16 protein-coding genes are annotated in these 23233 nt (G+C 70.5%); 11 read left to right on the top strand and 5 right to left on the bottom strand.

The genetic code is table 11. The annotated features are described in order from the left end of the window. Positions 1-34: 34 nt before the first annotated feature. A complete protein-coding gene (locus ACR9Y5_RS15270) occupies positions 35-1225 on the bottom strand; it encodes an ROK family transcriptional regulator (protein ID WP_481298739.1) in 1191 nt (396 codons plus the stop codon). Between the two features lie 192 nt (positions 1226-1417). Here ACR9Y5_RS15270 and ACR9Y5_RS15265 point away from each other — a divergent pair, with 192 nt between their 5' ends. The 4 genes from ACR9Y5_RS15265 to ACR9Y5_RS15250 all read left to right on the top strand — a co-directional run bounded on the left by ACR9Y5_RS15265 (position 1418) and on the right by ACR9Y5_RS15250 (position 12233). Beyond that, positions 1418-2140: a sugar phosphate isomerase/epimerase family protein gene (locus ACR9Y5_RS15265; protein ID WP_481299594.1), complete on the top strand. Its 723-nt coding sequence runs from the start codon at positions 1418-1420 to the stop codon at positions 2138-2140. After that, positions 2137-3234, top strand: a complete 1098-nt coding sequence (locus tag ACR9Y5_RS15260) for a Gfo/Idh/MocA family protein (protein WP_481298738.1) — start codon at positions 2137-2139, stop codon at positions 3232-3234. Before ACR9Y5_RS15265 ends, ACR9Y5_RS15260 begins: the two co-directional genes overlap by 4 nt. A gap of 10 nt (positions 3235-3244) precedes the next feature. Then, on the top strand, positions 3245-4429 hold the full coding sequence (locus tag ACR9Y5_RS15255) for a Gfo/Idh/MocA family protein (protein WP_481298737.1): 1185 nt from the start codon (positions 3245-3247) through the stop codon (positions 4427-4429). A gap of 139 nt (positions 4430-4568) precedes the next feature. Next, positions 4569-12233 (top strand): DUF7507 domain-containing protein, encoded by a 7665-nt coding sequence (locus ACR9Y5_RS15250; RefSeq protein ID WP_481298736.1) that lies wholly within the window; start codon positions 4569-4571, stop codon positions 12231-12233. Positions 12234-12521: 288 nt separating this feature from the next. On the opposite strand, the gene ACR9Y5_RS15245 is transcribed toward ACR9Y5_RS15250, so the two are convergent. Further along, positions 12522-13073, bottom strand: a complete 552-nt coding sequence (locus tag ACR9Y5_RS15245; RefSeq protein ID WP_481298735.1) for an isochorismatase family protein — start codon at positions 13071-13073, stop codon at positions 12522-12524. 70 nt (positions 13074-13143) lie between these two features. Here ACR9Y5_RS15245 and ACR9Y5_RS15240 point away from each other — a divergent pair, with 70 nt between their 5' ends. Continuing rightward, positions 13144-13740 carry a pentapeptide repeat-containing protein gene (locus tag ACR9Y5_RS15240; protein ID WP_481298734.1) on the top strand — a complete coding sequence of 199 codons (597 nt, stop codon included), beginning with the start codon at positions 13144-13146 and terminating at the stop codon, positions 13738-13740. Positions 13741-13812: 72 nt separating this feature from the next. Here the strand turns inward: ACR9Y5_RS15240 and ACR9Y5_RS15235 are convergent, their stop codons facing one another. Together ACR9Y5_RS15235 and ACR9Y5_RS15230 are read right to left on the bottom strand one after the other, a co-directional pair. Further along, entirely contained in the window at positions 13813-14484 is a 672-nt protein-coding gene (locus tag ACR9Y5_RS15235) for an ABC transporter ATP-binding protein (RefSeq protein ID WP_481298733.1), read from the bottom strand. 28 nt (positions 14485-14512) lie between these two features. Beyond that, complete coding sequence (locus tag ACR9Y5_RS15230) at positions 14513-16045, bottom strand: ABC transporter permease (protein ID WP_481298732.1); 1533 nt, start codon at positions 16043-16045, stop codon at positions 14513-14515. A 173-nt stretch (positions 16046-16218) separates the two neighbouring features. Between ACR9Y5_RS15230 and ACR9Y5_RS15225 the strand changes: the two genes are divergently transcribed. From ACR9Y5_RS15225 to rplL, 6 genes are all read left to right on the top strand, one after another. Continuing rightward, positions 16219-17436, top strand: coding sequence for an NAD(P)/FAD-dependent oxidoreductase (locus ACR9Y5_RS15225; RefSeq protein WP_481298731.1), 1218 nt, complete (start codon positions 16219-16221; stop codon positions 17434-17436). Continuing rightward, entirely contained in the window at positions 17433-18329 is an 897-nt protein-coding gene (locus ACR9Y5_RS15220; RefSeq protein ID WP_481298730.1) for an RNA polymerase sigma-70 factor, read from the top strand. Before ACR9Y5_RS15225 ends, ACR9Y5_RS15220 begins: the two co-directional genes overlap by 4 nt. A gap of 68 nt (positions 18330-18397) precedes the next feature. Further along, positions 18398-19159 carry a response regulator transcription factor gene (locus tag ACR9Y5_RS15215; protein WP_481298729.1) on the top strand — a complete coding sequence of 254 codons (762 nt, stop codon included), beginning with the start codon at positions 18398-18400 and terminating at the stop codon, positions 19157-19159. Next, positions 19156-20727 (top strand): sensor histidine kinase, encoded by a 1572-nt coding sequence (locus ACR9Y5_RS15210; protein ID WP_481298728.1) that lies wholly within the window; start codon positions 19156-19158, stop codon positions 20725-20727. The genes ACR9Y5_RS15215 and ACR9Y5_RS15210 overlap by 4 nt, the downstream gene beginning before the upstream one ends. A gap of 243 nt (positions 20728-20970) precedes the next feature. Next, positions 20971-21486, top strand: coding sequence for a 50S ribosomal protein L10 (rplJ, locus tag ACR9Y5_RS15205; RefSeq protein WP_310134259.1), 516 nt, complete (start codon positions 20971-20973; stop codon positions 21484-21486). Between the two features lie 53 nt (positions 21487-21539). After that, positions 21540-21929, top strand: a complete 390-nt coding sequence (gene rplL, locus ACR9Y5_RS15200) for a 50S ribosomal protein L7/L12 (RefSeq protein WP_064110997.1) — start codon at positions 21540-21542, stop codon at positions 21927-21929. Between the two features lie 419 nt (positions 21930-22348). Here rplL and ACR9Y5_RS15195 read toward each other — a convergent pair whose 3' ends face one another. After that, positions 22349-23224, bottom strand: a complete 876-nt coding sequence (locus ACR9Y5_RS15195) for a sigma-70 family RNA polymerase sigma factor (RefSeq protein WP_481298727.1) — start codon at positions 23222-23224, stop codon at positions 22349-22351. Positions 23225-23233: the final 9 nt, after the last annotated feature.

Below are 23233 nucleotides of genomic sequence, written 5' to 3'. Positions count from 1 at the left end.
GGTGCTCGGGTTCGCGGTCCTCGCCTCCCGCGTCTCAGCGGAAGAGGGTGCGCGGGATGCCCGCCTCGGGATCGAGCGCCCGCTGGACGACCATGATGGCGGCCCCGATGACGCCGCCGGTCTCGCCGGAGCGCGATTGCGTGATGGTGAGATGCTGCGTCGCGAGCGGTGTGGACCGCTGGTAGACGACCTCGCGCATCCCGGCGAGCAGCTGCTCGCCGACGCGGGAGAGGCTCCCGCCGACCACGATGGTCGACGGGTTGAGGAGGTTCACGCACGTCGCGACCACGGCCCCGAGGTCGCGGCCCGCCTGACGGATCGCGTTGTGGACGGCGGGGTTGCCGCTGCGCGCCAGCTGGACCACGTCGTCGCTCGTTGCGGCCGGGAAGCCCGCCGCGGCGAGCGACCGGGCGATGGCCGGGCCGCTCACCAGGGACTCCAGATCGGCGTCCTGCTCGCCGTGGCTGGGAGTGTCGGTGCCGAAGGGGACGCGGACGTGACCGAGGTCGCCCGCGGAGCCGAGGGCTCCGCGCTGGAGGCTGCCGCCGCTGATGATGCCGGCTCCGACACCCGTGGCCACCTTGACGAACAGGAGGTCGGTCTCCTCCGGGTACATGAGCGCGTGCTCGCCCAGCGCGAGCAGGTTGACGTCGTTGTCGACCAGCACGGGCACGTCGAACACCCGGCGGATGTAGGCGGGGATGTCGAACCGGTCCCAGCCCGGCATGATCGGCGGGTTGACCGGCAGGCCGGTCGAATGCTCCACCGGGCCCGGGACGCCGACGCCCACGCCGATGAGCTCCTCGGGCTGGCGGCCGGAGGCGATGTACAGCTCGCTCGCCGTCTCGAGCGCCCAGTCGAGGATCGGCTCCGGTCCCTCGGCGATGCGGAGGCGGCGCGACTCGCTCGCCACGATGGTCCCGGCCAGGTTCGCCAGCGCGACGACGCCGTGGGTCGCGCCCAGATCGATCGCGACGATCACGCGCGAGTCCGGGTTGAACCGGATGCGCGCGGGAGGACGGCCGCCCGACGACACGTCGTCCCCGGCGGGGGCGACCAAGCCGGCCCCGGTCAGAGTGTCGATCCGCGACGCGATGGTCGACCGCGCCATGCCGGTCAGCTCGGCGAGCTGCGCACGGGTGCGGGGGATGCCGTCGCGCAGGATCGCCAGCAGCTCCGCGGCGTCTGCGGCGACGAGCACCGAGTCTCGCGCGCTGTCGGTCATGAGGGTATTGAACCACAGTGACGGTGCGGTGCTCAAAGTCATGCATGCATACGTCGACTTTTGTTTGACATCCGGCAGAAGTGGCTATTGAATGGTTCCCACGCCCCTTCGGCGCCTCCACTCCAGAAGCCTCCACCCAGAAGCCTCACCCAAAACCTGACGAGGAGAACAGTGTCGACGTCAAAAGTCTCCGTGCAGCTCTACACGGTCCGCGAACTCCTGACCGAAGACACGGTCCGAACCCTGAAGCGCCTCGCCGACATCGGGTTCACCCAGGTCGAGCCCTTCGCCTTCCTCGATTTCGGTGACGCGCTCCGCGACGGCCTCGCCGAGGCGGGCCTCTCCGCTCCGACCACGCACCAGAGCTTCATCGGGGGCGACCTCGACCGGGTGTTCGAGTCGGCGAAGGCCCTCGGCATCGAGACGGTCATCGATCCGTTCGTGGCTCCGGACAAGTGGCAGAGCGCCGACGACGTCGCGAAGACGGCCGAGCAGCTCAACGCCGCCGCCGAGGTCGCGGCCGCGCACGGCATCCGCGTGGGGTACCACAATCACGATCACGAGATCTCCAGCACGATCGAGGGCTCGTCGGCGCTCGAGTTCTTCGCCGGTCGGCTCGCACCCGAGGTCGTCCTCGAGGTCGACACGTACTGGGTCGCCGTGGGCGGTGCGGACCCGGTGTCGTTCCTGCCGAAGCTGGGCGACCGTGTCGTCGCGCTGCACATCAAGGACGGCCCCGGCACGCACGAGACGAAGGACCAGGTCGCCGTCGGCCAGGGTTCGCTGCCGATCGAGCAGATCATCGCAACCGCCCCGCAGGCGCTCCGGGTGATCGAGCTGGACGACTCGCGCGGTGACCGCTTCCAGGCCGTCGCCGACAGCTTCGCCTTCCTCACCTCGAAGGGCCTCGCGTGAGCGCCGGGCGCGTCGGAGTCGGCGTCATCGGCGCCGGAGTCATCAGCAACCAGTACCTCGAGAACCTCACCGCGTTCCCCGACCTGGATGTGCGGTTCGTGGCCGACATCGACCTCGAGCGCGCCAGGACGCAGGCCGACAAGTACGGCGTCCCGGGGTCCGGAACGGTCGAGGAGCTGCTCGCCGACGACGCCATCGAGATCGTCGTCAACCTGACCATCCCCAAGGTGCACGTCGAGGTCGCCCTGCAGGTGCTCGGCGCGGGGAAGCACGTCTGGAGCGAGAAGCCGTTCGCCCTCGACCGCGTGAGCGGGCGCGAACTGCTGGAGGCGGCGCACGCCGCGGGGCTCCGCGTCGCGACGGCGCCCGACACCTTCCTGGGTTCCGGCATCCAGTCCGCCCGCCGCCTGATCGAGCACGGCGACATCGGCGCGCCGCTCACCGCGCTCACGCTCATGCAGAGCCCGGGGCCGGAGTCCTGGCACCCGAACCCCGATTTCCTCTTCCAGGAGGGTGCCGGGCCCCTGTTCGACATCGGGCCCTACTACCTCACGGCGCTCGTGCAGCTGTTCGGCCCGGTCGCGCGAGTCAGCGCCGTCGCCTCGAAGGCGCGGGAGAGCCGCATCATCGGATCCGGCCCGCGCGCCGGGGAGGAGTTCGCCGTCACGGTCCCGACGCACGTCAGCGCCCTCTACGAGTTCGAGAGCGGGCAGACGGCCCAGTCCGTGTTCAGTTTCGATTCGAAGCTCGGCCGTACCCAGTTCGAGGTCGCGGGCATCGAGGGCACGGTCGTGGTGCCCGATCCGAACACGTTCGAGGGCGAGCTGCTGGTGCACGGCGCCGACGGCGTGGAGACGGTCCCGTCGACGGGAACCACCGACACCCGCGGCATCGGCGTGGTGGAGCTGGCCCGGGCGATCCGGGCCGGCGTGCCCGAGCGGGCATCCGGCGAACAGGCGTACCACGTGCTCGACATCATGGTGTCGACCATCGAGGCGGGGGAGTCGCGGACACCGGTCGAAGTGCAGAGCACTGTCGAGGTCGCTCCGGCACTGCCCGAAGACTGGGATCCGCGCGCTGCGACCCTGGCGTGAGGCGGACGACATGAGCGATGGATCGGACCGGAACGAGCCGGGCGCCGCGGCGACAGCGGCCGCGACAGCGGCGGCTACGGCGACGAACGGGGGGCTGACCCGCCGTGACGGCACTGCGTCGGGCGCCCGCCTCCGCGTCGCGATCGTGGGAGGCGGCTTCATGGCGGAGGTGCACTCCCGCGCCGCGCGCGCCGCGCGCGCCGATGTGGCCGGCATCGTCTCCTCCACCCCGGAGCGCTCGCTGGCGGCGGCGGAGCGGCTCGGCGCCGGCCGGGCGTACTCCTCCCTCGACGAGGTGCTGTTGGACGAGACGATCGACGTCGTGCACGTCACCACGCCCAACGCCCTGCACGCCGGACAAGCGGCCGCGGTGCTGGCCGCGGGCAAGGATGTGGTGTGCGAGAAGCCGCTCGCCACGACGGTCGCCGACGCCGAAGGCCTCGTGGCCGCAGCGGAGGGACGCACGGCGACGGTGCCCTTCGTGTACCGCTTCCACCCGATGGTGCGCGAAGCGCGCTCGCGGTTCGCCTCCGGCGAGGCCGGCCGCGTGCTCAGCATCAACGCCTCCTATCTGCAGGACTGGCTGCTCGGCGAGAGCGATGACAACTGGCGGGTGGACGCCCACCAGGGCGGCCGCTCCCGGGCGTTCGCCGACATCGGGTCGCACCTCGTCGACCTCGTCGAGTTCGTCAGCGGCGACCGGGTCAGCCGGGTGTCGGCGACGAAGCGCACCGTGTTCGCCGATCGGGCCTCCCACAGCGGGATCACCACGGAGGACGCGGTCGCCGTGGTGGTCGAGACGCACTCGGGCGCACTCGGCACCCTCCTGGTGTCGCAGGTCGCCCCCGGCCGCAAGAACCGGCTCTGGCTCGAGATCGCCGGAAGCGCCGAGAGCGTCGCTTTCGACCAGGAGCAGCCGGAGACGCTCTGGATCGGCCGGCGGAAGGGGAGTCTGATCGTGCCCCGCGACGCCGACCAGCTCAGCGAGGATGCGGCACGCCTGTGCGTGGTCCCGTCCGGGCACCCGCAGGGGTACCAGGACGCGTTCAACGCGTTCGTCGCCGACACCTACGCCGCCGTGGCGGGCGAGAACCCCGAGGGCCTCCCGCGGTTCACCGACGGCCTCCGGGCCGTGCGGGTCACGGACGCGGTGATCGACTCGGCCGAGTCGGGCGCCTGGATCGAGCTCGACTAGCCGAGAGCCGAGGCGTCGACACGGTCGTCGGTTGTTCACGGACGACAAGTGCATTGCGGCGCCTGCGTGCGCGCATCTAGCCTCGGCCTGAACCGATCAGACTCGACCGGTCACGACCCGCCCGGCGAGAGGAGCGATCGTGCGCGCACGGGGATCGCGCCGCGCGGCCCGACCGATCGGCGTCGCAGCTGTCATCCTCACGCTCGCCGCATCCGCCGTCGCGATCACGGTCCCCGCGGTCGCGACCGTGCCCGGCCAGCCGGGCGCGCCGCAAGCGGGCACGGCGGTGTACACCGAAGACTTCCGAAATGCGAGCGTGACCACGCCGGTCTCGCTTCTCAACTACACCGGAGGGCCCCCGGCCCAGGGAGTGGGCTACACCGGTGACCCTTACTGGGTGGCGCCGCGCGGATGCAACGGCTTCGTCCTCAACGCCAACACGGTGAACAACACCACGTGCCCGACGAACGCGTATGCCGAATTGACCCAGATGGCCCTGGCGTTGGGGCAGTTCAACGGGCTGCTGCCGGCGGCAGCGCGGACCCAGCCCGTTCTCGCGGAAGCAACCGACGGCACCTATCAGGCGCCGTCGGGCACGGTGATGCTCCAGACGACGAGCAACCGGATTCCGATGACCCAGGGGCATTTCTACGTCGTCTCGGCGCAGTTCGCCGCGATCGCCTTCCGAGGCCTCGGGCCCCTGTGCAACACCCTCAGCGGCCGACCCGACTCCGACCCGTCCCTGACGTTCTCGCTGCTGAACGGAACGACCAAGCTGCCGCTCAGCTCCAACCTCAACCCGTGCACGGCCCCGGGCGCGAAGGTCGTCAACGGTGCCGCCGTGGCCAACATCGTCTCGGCGCCGCTCAAATGGAGTGGCCAGCCCACGGCGGGCCTGGTGCTCGAGAACCTGGGGCGGGGATGGAATTACGGAAACGACTCCGCTTTCTCCGATCCCACCGTCCTCGACGTCACCCCACAACTCGACAAGTCCTTCAATCCGAGTGCCATCGCCGCGGGCGGCGTGACATCGCTGACCTTCACCATCACCAATACGCTCGAGCTCGCCGCGAAGTCCGGCTGGTCCTTCCACGACGCGCTGCCCGACGGCTTGACGACCACCGGCGCCGCCTCGACCACCTGTGCCGGGGCGACCGTCGCAGCAGCTCCGGGAGCGGCGGACGTGCGGGTCTCGGGGAGCCTGAACACGGGGCAGTCGTCGTGCTCGGTGACCGTCCAGGTGCAGGCGTCCTCCGCGGGAACCTACTCGAACGGACCCGGGAACTTCGCATCGTCGGACGGACTCGACGGGGTGAACGCGCCGGGCACGGCGACGCTGGTGGTCCGGCCGCCGGCGTCCCTGGTCATCTCGAAGACGTCGGCCGCCACGGCCATCAGCCGGGTGGGCCAGGTGGTCACCTACAAGTTCCTCGTCGAGAACCGGGGGCCGACTCCACTGACCGACGTCACCGTGACCGACACGCAGGCTGCGCCCGCCTCCCAGTCCGGGCTGACGCCCATCCAATGCCCGCAGACCGCCCTGGCTTCGCACGACTCCATGACCTGCACCGCCACGTACACCGTCAGTCAAGCGGACATCGACCACGGCTCGCTCTCCGACACCGCGACGGCCACCGGTCTGGACCCGGGAGGGTCGACGGTGACCGCGCCGCCGGCGCGCTTGACGTTGGCGGCGCCGAAGCCGGCGATCTCCGTGGTGAAAGGGAGCCCCACCGAACTGGTCTCCGCCGTGGGACAGATCGTGCCCTACACCTTCACCGTGACGAACAGCGGCAACGTGCAGCTGTTCGGCGTCGGAGTCACGGACACCGTCTCGCCCCCCTCGCCTCCGTCCAACCTGACGCCCGTCGCCTGTCCACAACCGTCGCTCGCGCCGGGCGCTTCGGAAGTCTGCACGGCCCGATACACCGCTGTTCAAGCCGACCTGGAGAACGGTTCGCTCGGAGATTCGGCCGTCGCATCGGCCACCGATCCCGAGGGCGTCGCCGTCTCCTCGTCGCCGGCCGCGCTGACCGTCCCGTCGTCCCTTCCTGGTTCGCTCTCCATCGTCAAGACCTCCACCACCAGAACACTGACAGCCGTCGGGCAGCTCGTCCCCTACACGTTCCAGGTCACGAACAATTCCACGCTGACGATCTCGAACGTCGCCGTCTCCGACACGCAGCTCGCCCCCGCCCTCCCCGCCAACATGGGTCCGATCACCTGCACGGCGACGACTCTCGCCGCGGGAGCCTCGACGGCGTGCACCGGCTCGTACACGGTGACCCTGGCCGATCTGAATCTCGGACAGGTCTCCGATTCCGCGGTCGCAACGGGGACCGACCCGGTGGGCAACCCCGTGCGGTCCTCGCCGTCGTCGCTGCGCATCACCGTCCCGATCGCAGCCCTGCGGCTGGTGAAGGCATCGACCACGACGGTGGTCTCGGCCGTCGGCCAGCACGTGCCGTACACCTTCACGGTCACGAACACAGGCAACGTCACCATCTCGGGAACGACGGTCTCCGACACTCCCGCAGCGCCCTCGCTTCCCGCGGATATGACGCCGGTCACCTGTCCGCAGCCGACGCTCGCGCCCGGCGCCTCCGAAGTCTGCACGGGAACCTACACGACCACGGCCGCGGATCTCGCGAACGGATCGATCAACGACTCGGCCGTCGCATCCGGTCGCGACCCCGGTGGGGCGCTCGTCGGTTCGCCGCAGTCCTCGGCGTCCATCCCGGTGGCGACAGCGCCGTTGACGATCGTCAAGGGTTCGTCATCCGAGAGCATCTCCCAGATCGGACAGGTGGTGCAGTTCGGATTCACGGTCACGAACGACTCCGATGTGCCGTATTCGTCGCTCCAGATCCACGACACGGTCGCACCGCCGGCGGTGCCGGGGAACGCGTCCGCGGTGACCTGCCCCGTGTCGACGCTCCTCGCGCATCAGTCGGCCACCTGCATCGGGACCTACACGGTGACGGCGGCGGACCTGGCGGCCGGAAGGGTGCAGGACAGCGCGGACGCCACAGCGATCGACCCCGGCGGCAGCACCTTCACGACGGCGCTGTCGAGCGTGATCGTGCCGTTGGCGGCGCAGCCGGCGATCAGCATCCTGAAGACGTCGACCACGACACGGATCACGACGCCCGGGCAGACCGTGCCCTTCTCGTTCACCGTCACGAACATCGGCAACACGGAGTTGACCGGTACCCACGTTGCGGACACGGTCTTCCCGCCGTCGCAGCCCTCGGACGCCTCGCCGGTCACCTGCCCCGTGACGAGCCTTGCACCCTCCGAGCAGACCGTCTGCACCGGCACCTACACGGTGAGCCAGGCCGACCTCGACAAGGGGTTCATCCAGGACTCCGCCGTCGCCGTGGCGACCGGCCCGTCCGGAGCGCAACTGCAGTCGCGACCGTCCGGGCTCACCATCACCTCCATTCCTGCGCTCGCGATGGCCAAGAGCTCGAGCAGCACGGTGTTCACACGAGCCGGCGAGCAGATCCCTCTGCGCTTCGATGTGACCAACGTCTCGGGATCGTCCGTCGCCCAGGTCACCGTCACCGACACGCAGCAACCGCCCTCGTCGCAGGGCGGCCTGTCGGCCATCGACTGCCCTCCGGGGACACTCCTGCCGGGCGACACGGTGCGATGCACGGCGACGTACACCGTCTCCCAGGCCGACCTGGAGAACGGATCGGTGACGGACAGCGCCGTCGCCGGCGGTTCCGACAGTGCGGGGTTGCCTGTCGCGCCCTCGGACCCGTCGACTCTGACCATCCCCGCCGCATCCAGCCCGGCGATCTCGGTGACGAAGTCGTCGTCCACCGCGGTGATCACCGCTTCGGGACAGACGGTTCAATTCAGCTACCGCGTGGTGAACACCGGCAACCGGGTGCTGTCGGAGATCTCGGTGGACGACCAGCTCCAGGCTCCCGCCGACCAGAGCCGCCTCAGCGCCGCGAGCTGTCAACGGCCGCTGCTGCAGCCGGGCAGCGAAGAAGTGTGCACCGCCACCTATGTCACGACGCAGGCGGATGTGGACAACGGCGGCGTGACCGATACGGCGACGGCGTCCGGAAACACCGCGGAAGGCGCGCGAACGGTCTCGGCGCCGTCGTCGTTGACCATCCCGGCTCCCGCTGCACCCCCCGCACTGACCATCGTCAAGTCGGCGGGAACCTCGATCATCACCGGCGTGTTCCAGCAGGTGACCTACAGCTACGTGGTGACGAACCCGGGGACGCAGACCGTGACGGCGATCATCGTGACGGATGCCCTCAGTGCGCCGGCGAATGCTGCCAATCTCTCGCCCGTGGCCTGCCCGCAGACCGCGCTGCTCCCCGGTGAGTCGATGATCTGCACGGCGACGTACACCGTGACGCAGCCGGACGTCGACGCGGGTCAGGTGCGGGACACGGCGACCGCGACCGGCCTGGTCGGTCCGATCCCGGTGAGTTCGGCGCCCTCGCGGGTCGACGTCCTGGTGTCGCCGATCGCGAATTCGATCACGCTCTCCAAGTCGGCCGATGTCGACGAGGTGAGCAGCATCGGCCAGGCCGTTCCCTTCCGGTTCACCGTCACCAACACGGGCACTCAGAGCGTCACCGGCATCGACGTGAGCGACACGGTTCAGGCGCCCTCGCAGCAGAGCAACCTCGGTCCGATCGACTGCCCGGTCAGGACCCTGGCGCCGTCGGCGTCGGTCACCTGCACGGCCACCTACCTCACGACCGCTGCGGATCTGAACAACGGGAGACTCGCCGATACGGCATCCGCATCCGCAACCGGGGCCGATGGTCAGCGGCTGTTCGCCGATCCGGCCGATGTCAGCATCCCGGTCGTCGCGCAGGGCGGTCTGACCCTCGTCAAGGCGACCACGACCAGCCGGATCGACACGATCGGACAGGTCATCCCGTACACGTTCGAGGTGACGAACACCAGCAATCAGACGCTGTTCGGTCTGAATGTCGGCGACCAGCTCCGTGCTCCCTCGGATCCCGCGAACCTGTCCCCGATCTCCTGTCCTCAGACGACGATCGTCGCGGGCGGCAGTGTCGTCTGCACGGCGTCCTATACGACGACGGCAGCGGATCTGGACAGCGGGAGCGTGTCGGACCTCGGCACTGCTTTCGCTTCCGACCCGCAGGGAGCCGTCGTGAGGGCGGACGATTCCGCCGTGACGGTGCCCGTGCACCCGCAGCCTGCTGTGACGGTCGTCAAGGCGAGTGCGACAGGGGCGGTGACGCATGCCGGACAGGTCGTCCATTACACGTTGACGGTCACGAACAGCGGCAACCAGACGCTCACCGCCGTCGAGGTGACCGACACTCCGAAGGCGCCCTCCGATCCGGATCGTCTCGGCGCGGTCACGTGCCCGCTCGCGACACTCGGCCCCGGCGCCGCGATGGTCTGCAGTGCCGACTACGACACCACCCAGGCCGACCTGGACAACGGCCAGGTCGTCGACAGCGCGGTGGCCTCCGGCGACGCTCCCGACGGTTCGACCGTCGTGTCGCCCGCCTCCGAGCTGACGGTGCCTGTGCAGGTGGCGAATTCGATCACCGTGCTGAAATCGACCACGACGACGGCGGTCGTCGCGTCGGGTGAGGCCGTGCCGTACACCTTCCTCGTCACCAACACGGGCAATCAGACGCTCACAGCGGTGTCGGTGACGGACATGGTCACCGCGCCCGCGGATCCCGCGAATCTCAGCCCGGTCACCTGCGACGCCACCTCGCTCGCCCCCTCCGCCTCCACCCTCTGCACCGCGACGTACACGACGACGCAAGCGGACGTCGATCACGGGATGCTCACGGACACAGCGAGCGCCGCAGCGACCACGCCCGGGGGAGCGCTGATCGGGTCGGCGGAGTCGACGGTCGGACTCCCCGTCGATCAGCGCCCCGCCCTCACTCTGGACAAGTCCGCAAGCGGGCCGACCCTCGGGCCGCTGTTCGTCGGCGAGACGATCGTCTACAGCTACGTCATCACGAACGTGGGCAACGTCACCGTCGCAGCACCCGATGTCTCGGAGACGGCGTTCACGGGCACAGGAACACCGCCGGCTCCGGCGTGCCCCTCCGGCGAACTTCCTCCGGGCGCCCAGGCGGTGTGCACCGCGAGCTACACCGTCACCCAAGCCGACGTGGATGCCGGGACGTTGGACAACACGGCCACCGCCACCGGCCGATCGCCTCTCGGCGCGGCGGTCGTCTCGGCGCCGTCGAGCGCGCCGTTCCCCTTCGAGCCCCTCCCGGGCATCGCTCTTCAGAAGACCGTGCTGCCCGGCACCGTCGACGGCGCGGGTGATGATGTCGCGTACCGGTTCGCGGTGACCAACACGGGCAACGTGACGCTCGATCGCGTGACCGTGAGCGAGAGCACCTTCAGCGGCTCCGGCACACCGAGCCCGGTGGTGTGCGAGACAGCGACCCTGGTTCCCGGTGCGTCCGAGACCTGCACGTCGGCGTACACGATCACGCAGGCCGACGCGGATGCGGGGAGCGTGTCGAACACCGCGATCGCCGAAGGTTTCGCGCCGGCGGCTGCCCAGCCGACCGGTTCCGCCCCGTCGACCGCGGTCGTGACGATCCGTCCGGCGCCCTCGCTGACCGTCGACAAGACCAGCACGACCGCAGAGGTGCAGCGGGCCGGACAAGTGATCGACTACAGCTTCACCGTCACGAACACGGGCAATCAGACGCTGTCGGCCGTCCGGGTGGCGGACCAGCTCGATCCGCCGAGCGATCCTGCCGACCTCGCGCCGATCGGCTGCGCGGTCACGACGATCGCACCCGGTGCCGCGACGGTCTGCACGACCCGTTACACCGCTACGCAGGCCGACCTCGACAACGGCGTCGTCGGCGACGCTGCCACAGCGATCGCCCTGGACCCTCGAGGGAACCCGCTGAGCTCGGCGCCCGCCATCCTCGTGGTTCCGGCGCTCCAGGATCCGGCACTGACCCTGGTGAAGACCGCATCGCCGAGCGACGCGGGCCACTTCGTCCCGGGAGCGCGCATCCTGTACACCTATGCCCTGACCAACACGGGCAACCAGACCCTCAGCGCTCTCGGCATCGACGAGGTGTCGTTCAGCGGCGCAGGCACCGCGCCCGCGCCCGATTGTCCGCGAACCTCTCTGGCTCCCGGAGCCAGCGCCCGCTGCACCGCCGACTACATCGTCACAGCGGCCGATATCGATGTCGGCGGGATCACGAACACGGCGACCGGATCGGCGGATGCGCCCGATGGCCGGACGATCGGGACAGCTCCGTCGACGGCATCGATCCCGACCCCCGGGACACCGTCATTCACCCTGACGAAACAGGTCTCCGCACCAGGCGGCGTCCGCCCGGGCGACCGGTTGAGCTACAGCTACGTCGTCACGAACACCGGTACGACCGTGCTCACCGGGCTGGAGATCGTGGAGACGAGGGATGGCTTCTCGGGTGCGGGCCCGGTGCCCCAGGCCACCTGTCCCACGACGACGCTGGGCTCGGAGCAGACGATGACCTGCACGGCGGGCTACACGATCACCCCGGCCGATTCGGGAACGATCCGCAACACCGCGACAGCCACGGCGGATGGGGGAACCGCCGTATCGCTTCCCTCCAGCGCTTCCATCGTGGTCGGCGCACCGGGGACGCCAGCGCCGCCCTCCGGGGCGACCGCATCCGAGGCGACGATCGCAGACACCGGTTCGGTCGCCGCGCCCTGGGCGGTGCTGCTGGGCGCATCGTCCGTCGGCGCCGGCGTCCTTCTCCTCCTCCGGCGCCGGCCGAGGCGCCCGCGAGCGTAGCCGGTCAGACGCGGCCGCCGAGATCCTCCGGCGCTGCGCCGCCCCGGCGCGCCGCCCGCCGATCCAGCAGCCACGCGGTGATCAGCACACCCCAGCTGAGCGCTCCGACGATGTTCGCGGTGAGGAAGCGCCGTAGAAGCGCTCCGCCCGGCGCACGCCGGCCTGACGGCCAGGTGGAAGACCACCCGGCCCACATCGCCGAAGAAGTCCGCGAGGTCGCGGGCCATGCTCCGAGGGTGCCGGGCGAGGCCGGGCCCGGGCCCGGAGCGTCGGGCCGGGGGGCGACGGTCAGGCGAAGGCGACCTCCGCGGCGTCCACCACCTCGGCGGTCCTGCCCGGAGCCCGGTGGTTCGACCAGTACAGGTTCGTGTGGGCGATCACCAGCTCGGGAGGCGGAGCACCCCACGGCGAGAGGTCCTCGGTCGTGTGCGCGTCCCCGACCAGCGTCACGTCGTAGCCGCGGACGACCGCGCCGTGGATGGTCCCCCGGATGCACTCGTCGGTCTGCGAGCCCGTCACGACGATCCGTCCGACACCCGCATCCGCCAGCACCGACTCCAGGGCCGTGTCCTCGAAGGCGTCCGCGTACTGCTTGGGCACGAGCGGCTCGTCGTCCGCGCGGCTCAGCTCCGGGACGTACTCCCACGCCTCGCTGCCGTACGGCACGTTGTCGTCGGAGTGCTGGATCCAGACCACGGGGACCGACTCCCGGCGCGCCCGGTCGACGAGCCCGCGTATGCGCTCGACCACCTCGTCCCGCCGATACGCCTCGCCGATCACCCCGTTCTGCACGTCGATCACCAGCAGCGCCGTCGCGTCGCGCCCATCCAGAGTCGTCATCGTCGCCCCCTTCCCGTGGGCAGGATGCTACTCCGCGCGGCCTCCGCAGCGCAGCGCTAGGCTCGGCCCCGTGACGAGCACAGGCGACACCATCACGGGCGAGGACTGGTACGGGCGCGACCTCGACGGCGTCGAGTACACCGGGATGCTGTTCGACAAGGTGGACATGACGGAGCTCAGAAGCACCGGAGCCACGTTCACCGAGTGCGTGTTCCGCGGCGTGCGCTTCAACGTCAGCGAGCACGACGAGTCGGCGTTCGTGAACTGCCGGTTCGAGTCGTGCAACTTCTTCGACAGCACGTTCCGCCGCTGCAAGCTGACCGGCAGCACCTTCCACGGCTGCGAGTTCCCGCTCCTGAAGGTCGAGGGCGGCAACTGGTCGTTCGTGGGTCTGCGCCGGGCGGAGTTGCGCGGGGCGACCTTCGAGGGCGTCCGGCTGCGCGAGGCCGACCTCTCGGAGGCCCGCTGCCAGGAGACGCGGTTCGCGGGATGCGACCTCAGCGCAGCGCTGATCACCGGCGCCGACCTCACCGCCGCCAGCATCGCGGGCAGCGACCTGACCGGCGTCGACCCGTCCGATGTCGTGCTGCGCGGCACCGTGATCGACCAGCGTCAGGCCGTGGTGCTGGCGGAGGCGCTCGGAATGGTGGTCGTCCCTCTCGACTGAATGGGGATGCGGAAAGGCGATGCCCGCCCCCGGTGTCGCGGGGACGGGCATCTGTCCGTTCGGGCGGTGTTCTCAGGCCACCTCGCTGACCCGCCCGTGCTTGATGTGCAGCCGGCGCTGCGCGCGCTTCGCCACCGCGGAGTCGTGCGTGACGATCACGACGGTGAGGCCGCGATCGCGCCAGAGCCCCTCCAGGAGGTCCATGATCTCGTCGCGGGTCTCCTCGTCCAGGTTGCCGGTGGGCTCATCGGCGAGGAGCACCTCCGGGTTCTTCACCAGGGCGCGCGCGATGGCGACGCGCTGTTGCTGGCCGCCGGAGAGCTCCGACGGGAGGTGGTTGCCGCGGTCCGCGAGCCCGACCGAGGCGAGCGCCTCCGACGCGCGGCGCTTGCGCTCCGCGCCGTTCACCTTCAGCGGCGCGAGCGCGGTCTCGACGTTCTCCTGCGCCGTCAGGGTGGGGATCAGGTTGAAGCCCTGGAAGACGAAGCCGATCTCCTTGGCGCGGATCTTGGCCAGCTTGCCGTCCCGCTGCGTCGACAGGCTGTCGGCGCCGAGCCGGACCGAACCTGCCGTGGGCCGGTCGAGGGCCCCCAGCATCTGCAGCAGCGTCGACTTGCCTCCGCCGGTCGGCCCCTGGATGGCGACGAGCTGGCCGTCCGGGATCTCCAGGCTCACGTCGTCGAGGGCGACGACCTGGCGCTTGGACTGGCTGTACTTCTTCGTGACGTCGGTGAGCGTGTACATCGTGACTCCTTGAAGGTCGGAAGGGCGGTCAGGCGACCGAGCGCAGCGCGGCGGCAGGGCGGAGACGGGAGGCGCGCCAGCCGCCGATCGCCCCGGCGAGCAGTCCGCCGAGTACGGCGAGGGCGACCGCGCCGACGATGATCCAGAGGGTCACCGGTGCGTGCAGGGCGATGTTCGCGGACGAGGTCGCTGCCTCGCGCGCCGCCCCGAAGGCGCCGCCGAAGCCGCCGCCGAAGCCGCGTCCCCCGGCTCCGCCCGCCGCGGCGCCGCCCGCTCCGCCGAAGCCGGCGCGCGCCGCATTGGTGGTGGTGCTGCGGGCGACGCTCCCGGTGAGGGTGGGCGAGATCACGTTGACGATGAGCACACCGAGCAGGCCGATGGCCACACCGATCACGCCGCCGATGACGCCCTGCACGACCGACTCGCCGGCCACCTGGCCGACGATGCGGCCGTTGGACCACCCGATGGCCTTGAGCGTCCCGAATTCGCGGGTGCGCCGGGTGACGCCCGAGATGGTGAACAGGATGGCGATGAGGAAGGCCGCCGCCAGGACGATGACGGAGAGCCACGTCCCGAGGTTCGCGATCAGCTCACCGGCGCTGCCGAGCGAGCCCGAGACCGTGGACGCGAGGTCGGCCTGGGTGCTCACGGTCGCCCCGGAGACCGCCTTGCCGATGTCGGTCTTGATCTGGTCGATGTCGCCCGAGGACGCCGCCTTCACGTAGACGGACGAGATCTTGCCGGTCTGCCCGGAGAGGGTCTGGGCGACATCCAGCGGGATGTAGGCGTTGGCCGCGGTGGTCGCGTCGGAGCCCGTAGCCGCGACGATCCCGATGACGGAGAAGTCGGTGCCGCCGATCGTGACCGTGTCGCCGACGGCCTTGCTCGCCGTCTTGGCGTAGCTCGCGTCGAGGACCACCACATCCTTGCCCGCGTCGGCCGCGGTGAAGCTGCGTCCGCCGGTCAGCGTGACCGAGGCCAGCGGTCCGACCGACTTGCCCGCCGGGTCGAGACCGAGCACGGAGAACGAGTCGACGGTGAACGAGCTGCCGCCGGCGCCGTCCGCGCCTCCCGTGGGAGCTGGCGCCTGGCCGCTCTGCCGCTCCTGGCGCAACTGCTGGAAGTTCGGCAGCGTACCGCTGAAGCTGGTGTTGGTGAGCGACAGCACCGAGGCGGCGGACGCCACGTTCTTGACGTCCTTCACCGTGGTCAGGGTGGATGCGTCCATCACGGTCGCGCCCCGGGTCGTCTGCAGGCGCGACGTGTTGACCTGCCGGGCCGTGCCAGTGTCGGTCCCGGCCTGCGCGCCGAAGTCGAACCGCGGCCCGCCGCCCTGGCCCTGCTCGGCCGTGGCGTTCTGCGTGGTGGCCGGCTGGCTGACCGTGATGTCCGTGCCGACGCCGTACACCGACTGCAGGACGCTCTCCTGCGCCTCCCGGACTCCGGCCGACACGGCGTTGACGATGATGACGAGGGCGATCGCGAGTGCCATCCCGATCGCGATGATGATCGTCTGTTTGCGGCGGTTGATCAGCTCGCGCCGCAGGTAGGTCCCGAACATTGGCTTCCAAACTGTGCTGTCGGATGAACTTCTTGCGGGAGGTTAAGGACCGGCGTTTGCGGCACGCTATGGCGAAGCTATGCATCAGCTGAGTGCCCATCTTCCTGTGGAGTGTCACATCCTCCGGCCCTGCCGTGTCGTACGGGTGAAGGCACATCAGAAGGAGGAATCCCATGCAGCAGCAGGCCGAGGTCGTGGTGGTCGGAGGCGGGTACGCGGGTGTCGCCGCGGCCAACCGGCTCAGCGGGCACGACGGTGTGTCCGTCGCCCTGGTGAATCCGCGGCCGGTGTTCGTCGAGCGCATCCGGCTCCACCAGCTGGCGGCGGGCACCGACGACGCCGTCGTGGAGTTCGGGAGGGTGCTGGCGCCGTCGGTGCACCTGGTCGTCGACGCCGTCGAGCGGATCGATGTGGCCGCCCGGCGGCTGGAGCTCTCCTCCGGCGGGCGGCTCGCCTACGACCACCTCGTCTACGCCGCGGGGAGCGTCCGTGCGCTCGCCGGGGTTCCGGGCGCGGCCGAGCACGCCCTCCCGATCGCCGAGCTCGGCGACGCGGATAGGCTGCGAGCGGAGCTCGCCGCCGTCGCCGCGACGGCACCCATCGCCGTCGTGGGCGGCGGTCCCCTCGGTATCGAGGTCGCCTCCGAGCTCGCCGGGCAGGGACGGTCCGTCACGCTGTACTGCGGCGGACCCCTCGGTCCGTCGCTGCATCCCCGCGGCCGGCGCTCGGTCGCTCGCCGGCTGGGCGCCTTGGGCGTCGCGGTGGAGGACGGCCCCGCTTCCCGGGTGACGGCGGTCGAACGGGATGCGGTCCTGCTGGCGGACGGCAGCACCCGCCCCAGCGCGCTCACCATCTGGGCGGCCGGTTTCGTGGCGTCCGGCCTCGCGCGACGCAGCGGGCTCACCACCGATGCCGCCGGTCGTCTCCTCACCGACGAGTCGCTGACCAGCATCGACGACGACCGCATCGTCGCGGCCGGCGACTCGGCCGCGCCGTCCGGTCGTCCTCTGCGGATGAGCTGCCAGGCGGCCGGACCCCTCGGCGGTCATGCCGCCGACACCGTGCTCCGCCGGATCGAGGGGCGGGACCCCGAGCCGTTCGCCATGGCGTTCGTCGGCCTCTGCATGAGCCTCGGCCGGCGTCACGGGATCTTCCAGTTCGAGCACAGGAACGACACGGCGACCGGGGCGCACATCGGCGGGCGCGCCGGTGCGGCGGTGAAGGAACTCGTGTGCCGGGGGACCGTGCAGCAGCTCGCGCTCGAAGCGCGGCATCCCGGAGCGACCCGGCTTCCCGCGCTCTTCGGCGACCGGGAGCGCCGCCGTATGCTCGCAGTGGATGCCTCGGCCGCCGTCGGCGCAGGCGCGACCCCGGGACGGGAGGATGCATGAGCTCGCATCGAACGGACGACGCGACCTCGCTGTTCGTGGCGCACCGGAACCTCCTCTTCACGGTCGCCTACGAGATGCTCGGGTCGGCGGCGGATGCGGAGGACGTGCTGCAGGAGACCTGGCTCCGGTGGAGCGCCGTCGACCAGGCGGAGGTGCGTGAGCCCCGGGCCTATCTGGTGCGCATCACCACCCGTCTGGCGCTCAACCGGCTGCGGACCGCGCACCGCCGGCGCGAGTCGTATGTCGGTCCGTGGCTTCCGGAGCCCCTGCTCACGTCGCCGGACGTCGCCGAGGACGCCGAACTCGCGGAGAGCGTGTCGATGGCGCTGATGGTCGTGCTGGAGACCCTCGGCCCCACCGAGCGCGCCGTCTTCGTGCTGCGCGAGGTCTTCGGCTTCGGCTTCGACGAGATCGCCGCCACCCTCGACAAGACGCCCGCCGCCGTCCGCCAGGTCGCGCACCGCGCCCGGCAGCACGTCGAGGCCCGGCGGCCGCGCGTCACCGTCAGCGCCGCCGAGGCGCGCGCGGCCCTCGATGCGTTCCGCCGCGCGGTGGAGACCGGGGACACGGAGGCGATGATCGCGGTGCTCGCCCCCGAGGTCGTGCTCGTGAGCGACGGAGGAGGCATCAAGCAGGCGGCGCCGCGGCCGATCATGGGCGCGGACAAAGTGGCGCGGCTCATCGCGGGGGGCATCCGCAAGACGGGCGCCGTCGTCACGGCTGAGCCGACCACCGTGAACGGCAATCCGGCTCTCGCGCTCAGCGTCGGGGGCGCGCTGGACGGCGTTCTCGCGGCACGGGTCCAGGACGGGCTGATCACCGGCCTCTACTTCGTCCGGAATCCGCAGAAGCTGACAAGGATCACGGAGGAGACGGCCCTCACCATCCGGTGAGCATGTCGCTCAGAGACTTCATAGGTTCCGCATAGTCGGCATCCAAACCGCTCCTCAGAATGGGAAAGGTGACCATCAACGCTCGCGCCGCCTCCGCGCCCTCCAGCCAGTCCCGCAGTCTGCTGCGCCGCGCGGACGGCACCGCCATCCGGGTCCTCGTCGTCGACGACGAGGCGACCCTCACCGATCTGCTCGCGATGGCCCTCCACTACGAGGACTGGGAGGTGAAGACCGCCTCCACCGGACAGCAGGCGCTCCAGCTCTCCCGCGAGTTCAAGCCCGACGTCGTGGTGCTCGACATCATGCTCCCCGACATCGACGGCCTGCAGGTGCTCTCCCGGATGCGCGCCGACGGCAACGAGGCGCCGGTCCTCTTCCTCACCGCGAAGGACTCGCTCGACGACCGGATCGCCGGCCTCACCGCGGGCGGCGACGACTATGTCACCAAGCCGTTCAGCCTGGAGGAGCTGGTCGCCCGCCTGCGCGGCCTGCTGCGCCGCTCCCGCGCCGCGGTCGCCGACCACGAGGACCCGGTGCTGATCGTCGGCGACCTGGTGCTCGACGAGGACAGCTACGAAGTGCACCGCGACGGCCAGCTCATCCAGCTCACCGCCACCGAGTTCGAGCTGCTCCGCTTCCTCATGCGCAACCCGCGCCGCGTGCTCAGCAAGGCGCAGATCCTGGACCGCGTGTGGAGCTACGACTTCGGCGGTTCGTCCAGCGTGGTGGAGCTCTACATCTCCTATCTGCGCAAGAAGATCGACGCGGGGCGTGCTCCGATGATCCACACGGTTCGCGGCGCCGGTTACATGGTGAAGGCCGCGCAATGACCTCAGCCCGCGTCGCGGGCGCCCCGCAGGCGGCGGAACGGGACGGCGGCGGGACCCGCCGCGTCCCGCGCATCCGCCCGTTCCGCTCCTGGACGCTGCGCAGCCGCGTCGTGCTCGTCGTCGTGGCCATGCTCGCGGTGCTGGGCGCCGTGATCGGCACGGTCAGCGTCTTCGCGCTGCAGAACTACCTGATGCAGCGATTGGATGGGCAGCTCACCTCCGCGCTCGAGCGCGGCCAGCACGCCGCCGACCGCATCAACGCGGGCGGTCCGACCGTGCCGGAGGCCGCCGGTGTCGTGCAGACGCCCGGCCAGCCGACGGGCACCCTCGGCGCGGTCCGCAGCGCGGACGGCGGCCTGCTGTTCCCGCCGGTGATCCTGGCCGACCGGCCGACCTCGCAGACGAATCAGCCGCTGGCCCCCAAGCCGGTCACGATCGACGGCCTCGCCCTGCTGAGCGTGCCCGCCGACCAGCAGCCGCGGACGGTCGACCTCGGCGAGGCCCTCGGCTCGTACCGGGTGGCCGCGGCGCAGCTCTCGAACGGCGACAGCGTCATCATCGGCCTGCCGCTCAGCGATGTGAACGCGACGGTGGCCCGGCTCGGCCTGGTGATCGCGCTCGTCACGCTGGCCGGACTCGTGTTCGCGTTCCTCATCGCGAACGTCGTTGTCCGACTCGCCATGCGCCCGCTGGAGCGGATCGCCGGCACGGCCGAGCAGGTCTCGTCCCTGCCGCTCGACCGCGGAGACGTCGCACTCTCGGTCCGCGTTCCGGATGCCGACACGGATCAGCACACCGAGGTCGGCACGGTCGGTTTCGCGCTCAACCGGATGCTCGGCCACATCGCCTCTGCGCTCACCGCTCGACAGGCGAGCGAGCAGAAGGTGCGCCAGTTCGTCGCCGACGCGAGCCACGAGCTGCGCACACCCCTCGCCTCGATCCGCGGCTACGCCGAGCTGACCAGGCGGGCGCCCCACGAGCTGCCGCCGGACGTGACACGGTCGCTCGGCCGGATCGAGTCGGAGGCGACCCGGATGACGTCGCTCGTGGAGGACCTGCTCCTGCTCGCCCGGCTCGACGAGGGCCGCGAGCTCGACCGCGACCCGGTGGACGTGACCCTGCTGCTGGTGGATGCGCTGAGCGACGCGCACGCCGCCGGCCCGGACCACGAGTGGGTGCTCGACCTGCCCGAGGAGCCGGTCGAGGTGATCGGGGATGCGCCCCGCCTGCACCAGGTGCTGATGAACCTGCTGGCGAACGCGCGCGTCCACACGCCGGAGGGCACCACCGTGACGGCCGGCCTCCGCGCCGACCCCGAGGCCGGGACCGCGGTGATCACGGTCGCCGACGACGGGCCGGGCATCCCCGAGGAGCTGCAGGCGACGCTGTTCGAGCGCTTCGCCCGCGGCGACAGCTCCCGCAACCGCGCCACCGGGTCGACCGGACTGGGCCTGGCGATCGTGCAAGCCGTGGTCCTGGCGCACGGGGGAGAGGTGACCGTCGCCAGCGAACCGGGGCGGACCGTGTTCACCGTCGCGCTGCCGCTCGCCCCCGTGCCGGTGGGCTGAGCCGATTTGCACGCGGGGTCGCCCATCCCGTACTCTTGACGGAGCCAAAGACCGCTGGTCGTCGTGCGTGCACGACCGAAGATCCACTCAGGTGGGCGCCCGCGCAGGTGTGTGAAGCAAGTTCCGCAGTCCTCTGCGTCGCCAGCTCCGTGCCCTTGCGCCGGAGCTTTTTTCTTTGCCCAGCGGCCTCTGGCAGGCACATCGCTCCCGCGATGTGCGACGAAGATGATTGAGGAGTAGGCCATGGCGAACAAGGAAGCCACGGTTGCCGAGCTCGAAGGACTGTTCGAGAGCTCGACTGCCGTTCTGCTGACCGAGTACCGCGGTCTCACTGTTGCTCAGCTCAAGACGCTGCGCAAGTCCATCAGTGAGCACGCGACCTACGCCGTGGTGAAGAACACGCTGACCAAGATCGCGGCCAACAACGCGGGCATTTCGTCGTTCGACGACGAGCTCGCGGGGCCGTCCGCGATCGCCTTCGTGCACGGTGACCCTGTCGCCGTCGCGAAGTCGCTGCGTGACTTCGCCAAGGCAAACCCTCTGCTGGTGGTCAAGGGCGGTTACTTCGACGGTAACGCCCTGACCGCAGAAGAGGTAGGCAAGCTCGCCGACCTCGAGTCCCGTGAGGTTCTGCTGGCCAAGCTGGCCGGCGCCTTCAAGGCCTCGCTGTTCGGAGCCGCATATCTGTTCAACGCACCGCTCTCGAAGGCCGTTCGCACGGTCGACGCGCTGCGTGAGAAGCAGGAGTCCGCTGCCTGAGTCCGCGAGGACCAGGCCAGCGGTGAGTAACCACACACACTAAGGAGAGAACAATGGCAAAGCTGTCGACTGACGAGCTGCTCGACGCGTTCAAGGAGCTCACGCTCATCGAACTGAGCGAGTTCGTGAAGAAGTTCGAGGAGACCTTCGAGGTCACCGCCGCCGCCCCCGTCGCCGTGGCCGCCCCGGCCGCCGGTGGTGCGGGCGCCGCTGCCGAAGAGGTCGAGGAGAAGGATTCCTTCGACGTCGTCCTCGAGGCCGCCGGTGACAAGAAAATCCAGGTCATCAAGGAGGTGCGCGCCCTCACCAGCCTCGGCCTCGGTGAGGCGAAGGCCCTCGTCGACGGCGCACCGAGCACCGTGCTCGAGGGCGCCAACAAGGAGACCGCAGACAAGGCGAAGGCCCAGCTCGAAGAGGCTGGCGCCACCGTCACCCTCAAGTAATCAGCGCCCCATCGGGGCTCTTCTTACTGACGGCTGACAGTCGCTGCGCGACGCGGACTCCTCCTCTATAGAGAGTGTCCGCGTTGCGGAGGGCGTCGCCCCCGCAACGGGGCGACGCCCTCCGTGCGTTAAGCGGCGCGCGGACGCGGATGCTCACCCATCCCCGCGTCCGATCGCGCCCGCCCGCGTGCATCGGTGTGCAAGGACGCACTACCGGAAGAAGAACCACGATGAATACCAGTTCGTGGCGTGCATACGCCTCGCGCCTGCGTGACTTCGGTCACGCGATGCTCCACGGTGAGGACCGCGACAGCGGTTGCCACCCGCCGGATCTGTGCCGCAGGACCCTGCTCTACGACAGGTACCTGCGGTAACACCTCTCGAAGCGCCCTCGGCCACCGGCCGGGGGCGCTTCGTCGTCACTCGAGTCCGAGCGCGCCTGCGACGTCGAGGCGCGCGATACGCGCAGGGTCGGCCAGCACGTCGAGCCGGACGATGCGGCCCCCGGCGATCTCGAACGCCATCACCGAGACCACCCGGCCGCCGATCACCGCGGCGACGCCCGGCCGGCCTCCGAGCAGGACGGGCGTCGAGTGCGCCGCGAGCCGTTCGGCGAGGACCGCCTGGGCGGCGATCTCCCGAGCGCCGGCAACGTGCTGTCGGCTGGTGCCGTAATCCGCGTCGAGGACCGCGCCGTCGTCGAGCAGTTCCAGCAGCCGGCGCACATCGCCGCCCTGGGCCGCCGCCAGCCAGGCGTCGACGAGCGGCCGGGCGCGTCGCACATCGCTCCGCGCCCCGTCCGGCGAGCCGTGCAACCGGCGGCGCGCCCGCGACGCCAGCTGCCGGGCCGCCTGCGGGGAGCGCTCCAGGGCGTCCGCCACCTCCTCGAACGGCCGGCCGAAGACGTCGTGGAGGACGAACGCGATGCGTTCGGCCGGACTGAGCTCGTCGAGCACCACCAGCAGGGCCGCGGAGATGCGATCGCCGGTCTCCGCCTCCGCCGCGGGGTCGCCGCGGCCTGATATCGGCTCCTCCGCCCACGGGGCGGCCTCCCAGGAACGCTCGCGCATCCGCCGGGGCGATCGCAGCTGGTCGAGACACACCCGGGACAGGACGGTGGTGAGCCAGGCGTCGATGTTGTCGATGTGCGCCGTGTCGGCACGGCTCAGCCGCAGCCAGGTCTCCTGCACCGCGTCCTCGGCCTCGGCGTGCGACGACAGCAGCCGCGCAGCCATGGCGGTGAGCCGGGGCCGCTCCTCCTCGAAGTGCTGTGCGAGCGCGCGTGCGTCGGTCATGTCACGTTC

This window comes from Leifsonia sp. KNZ13-11D (assembly GCF_056754895.1).
Note: the sequence above shows the minus strand (reverse complement) of the source record. Positions and strands in the feature narration are given on the sequence as shown.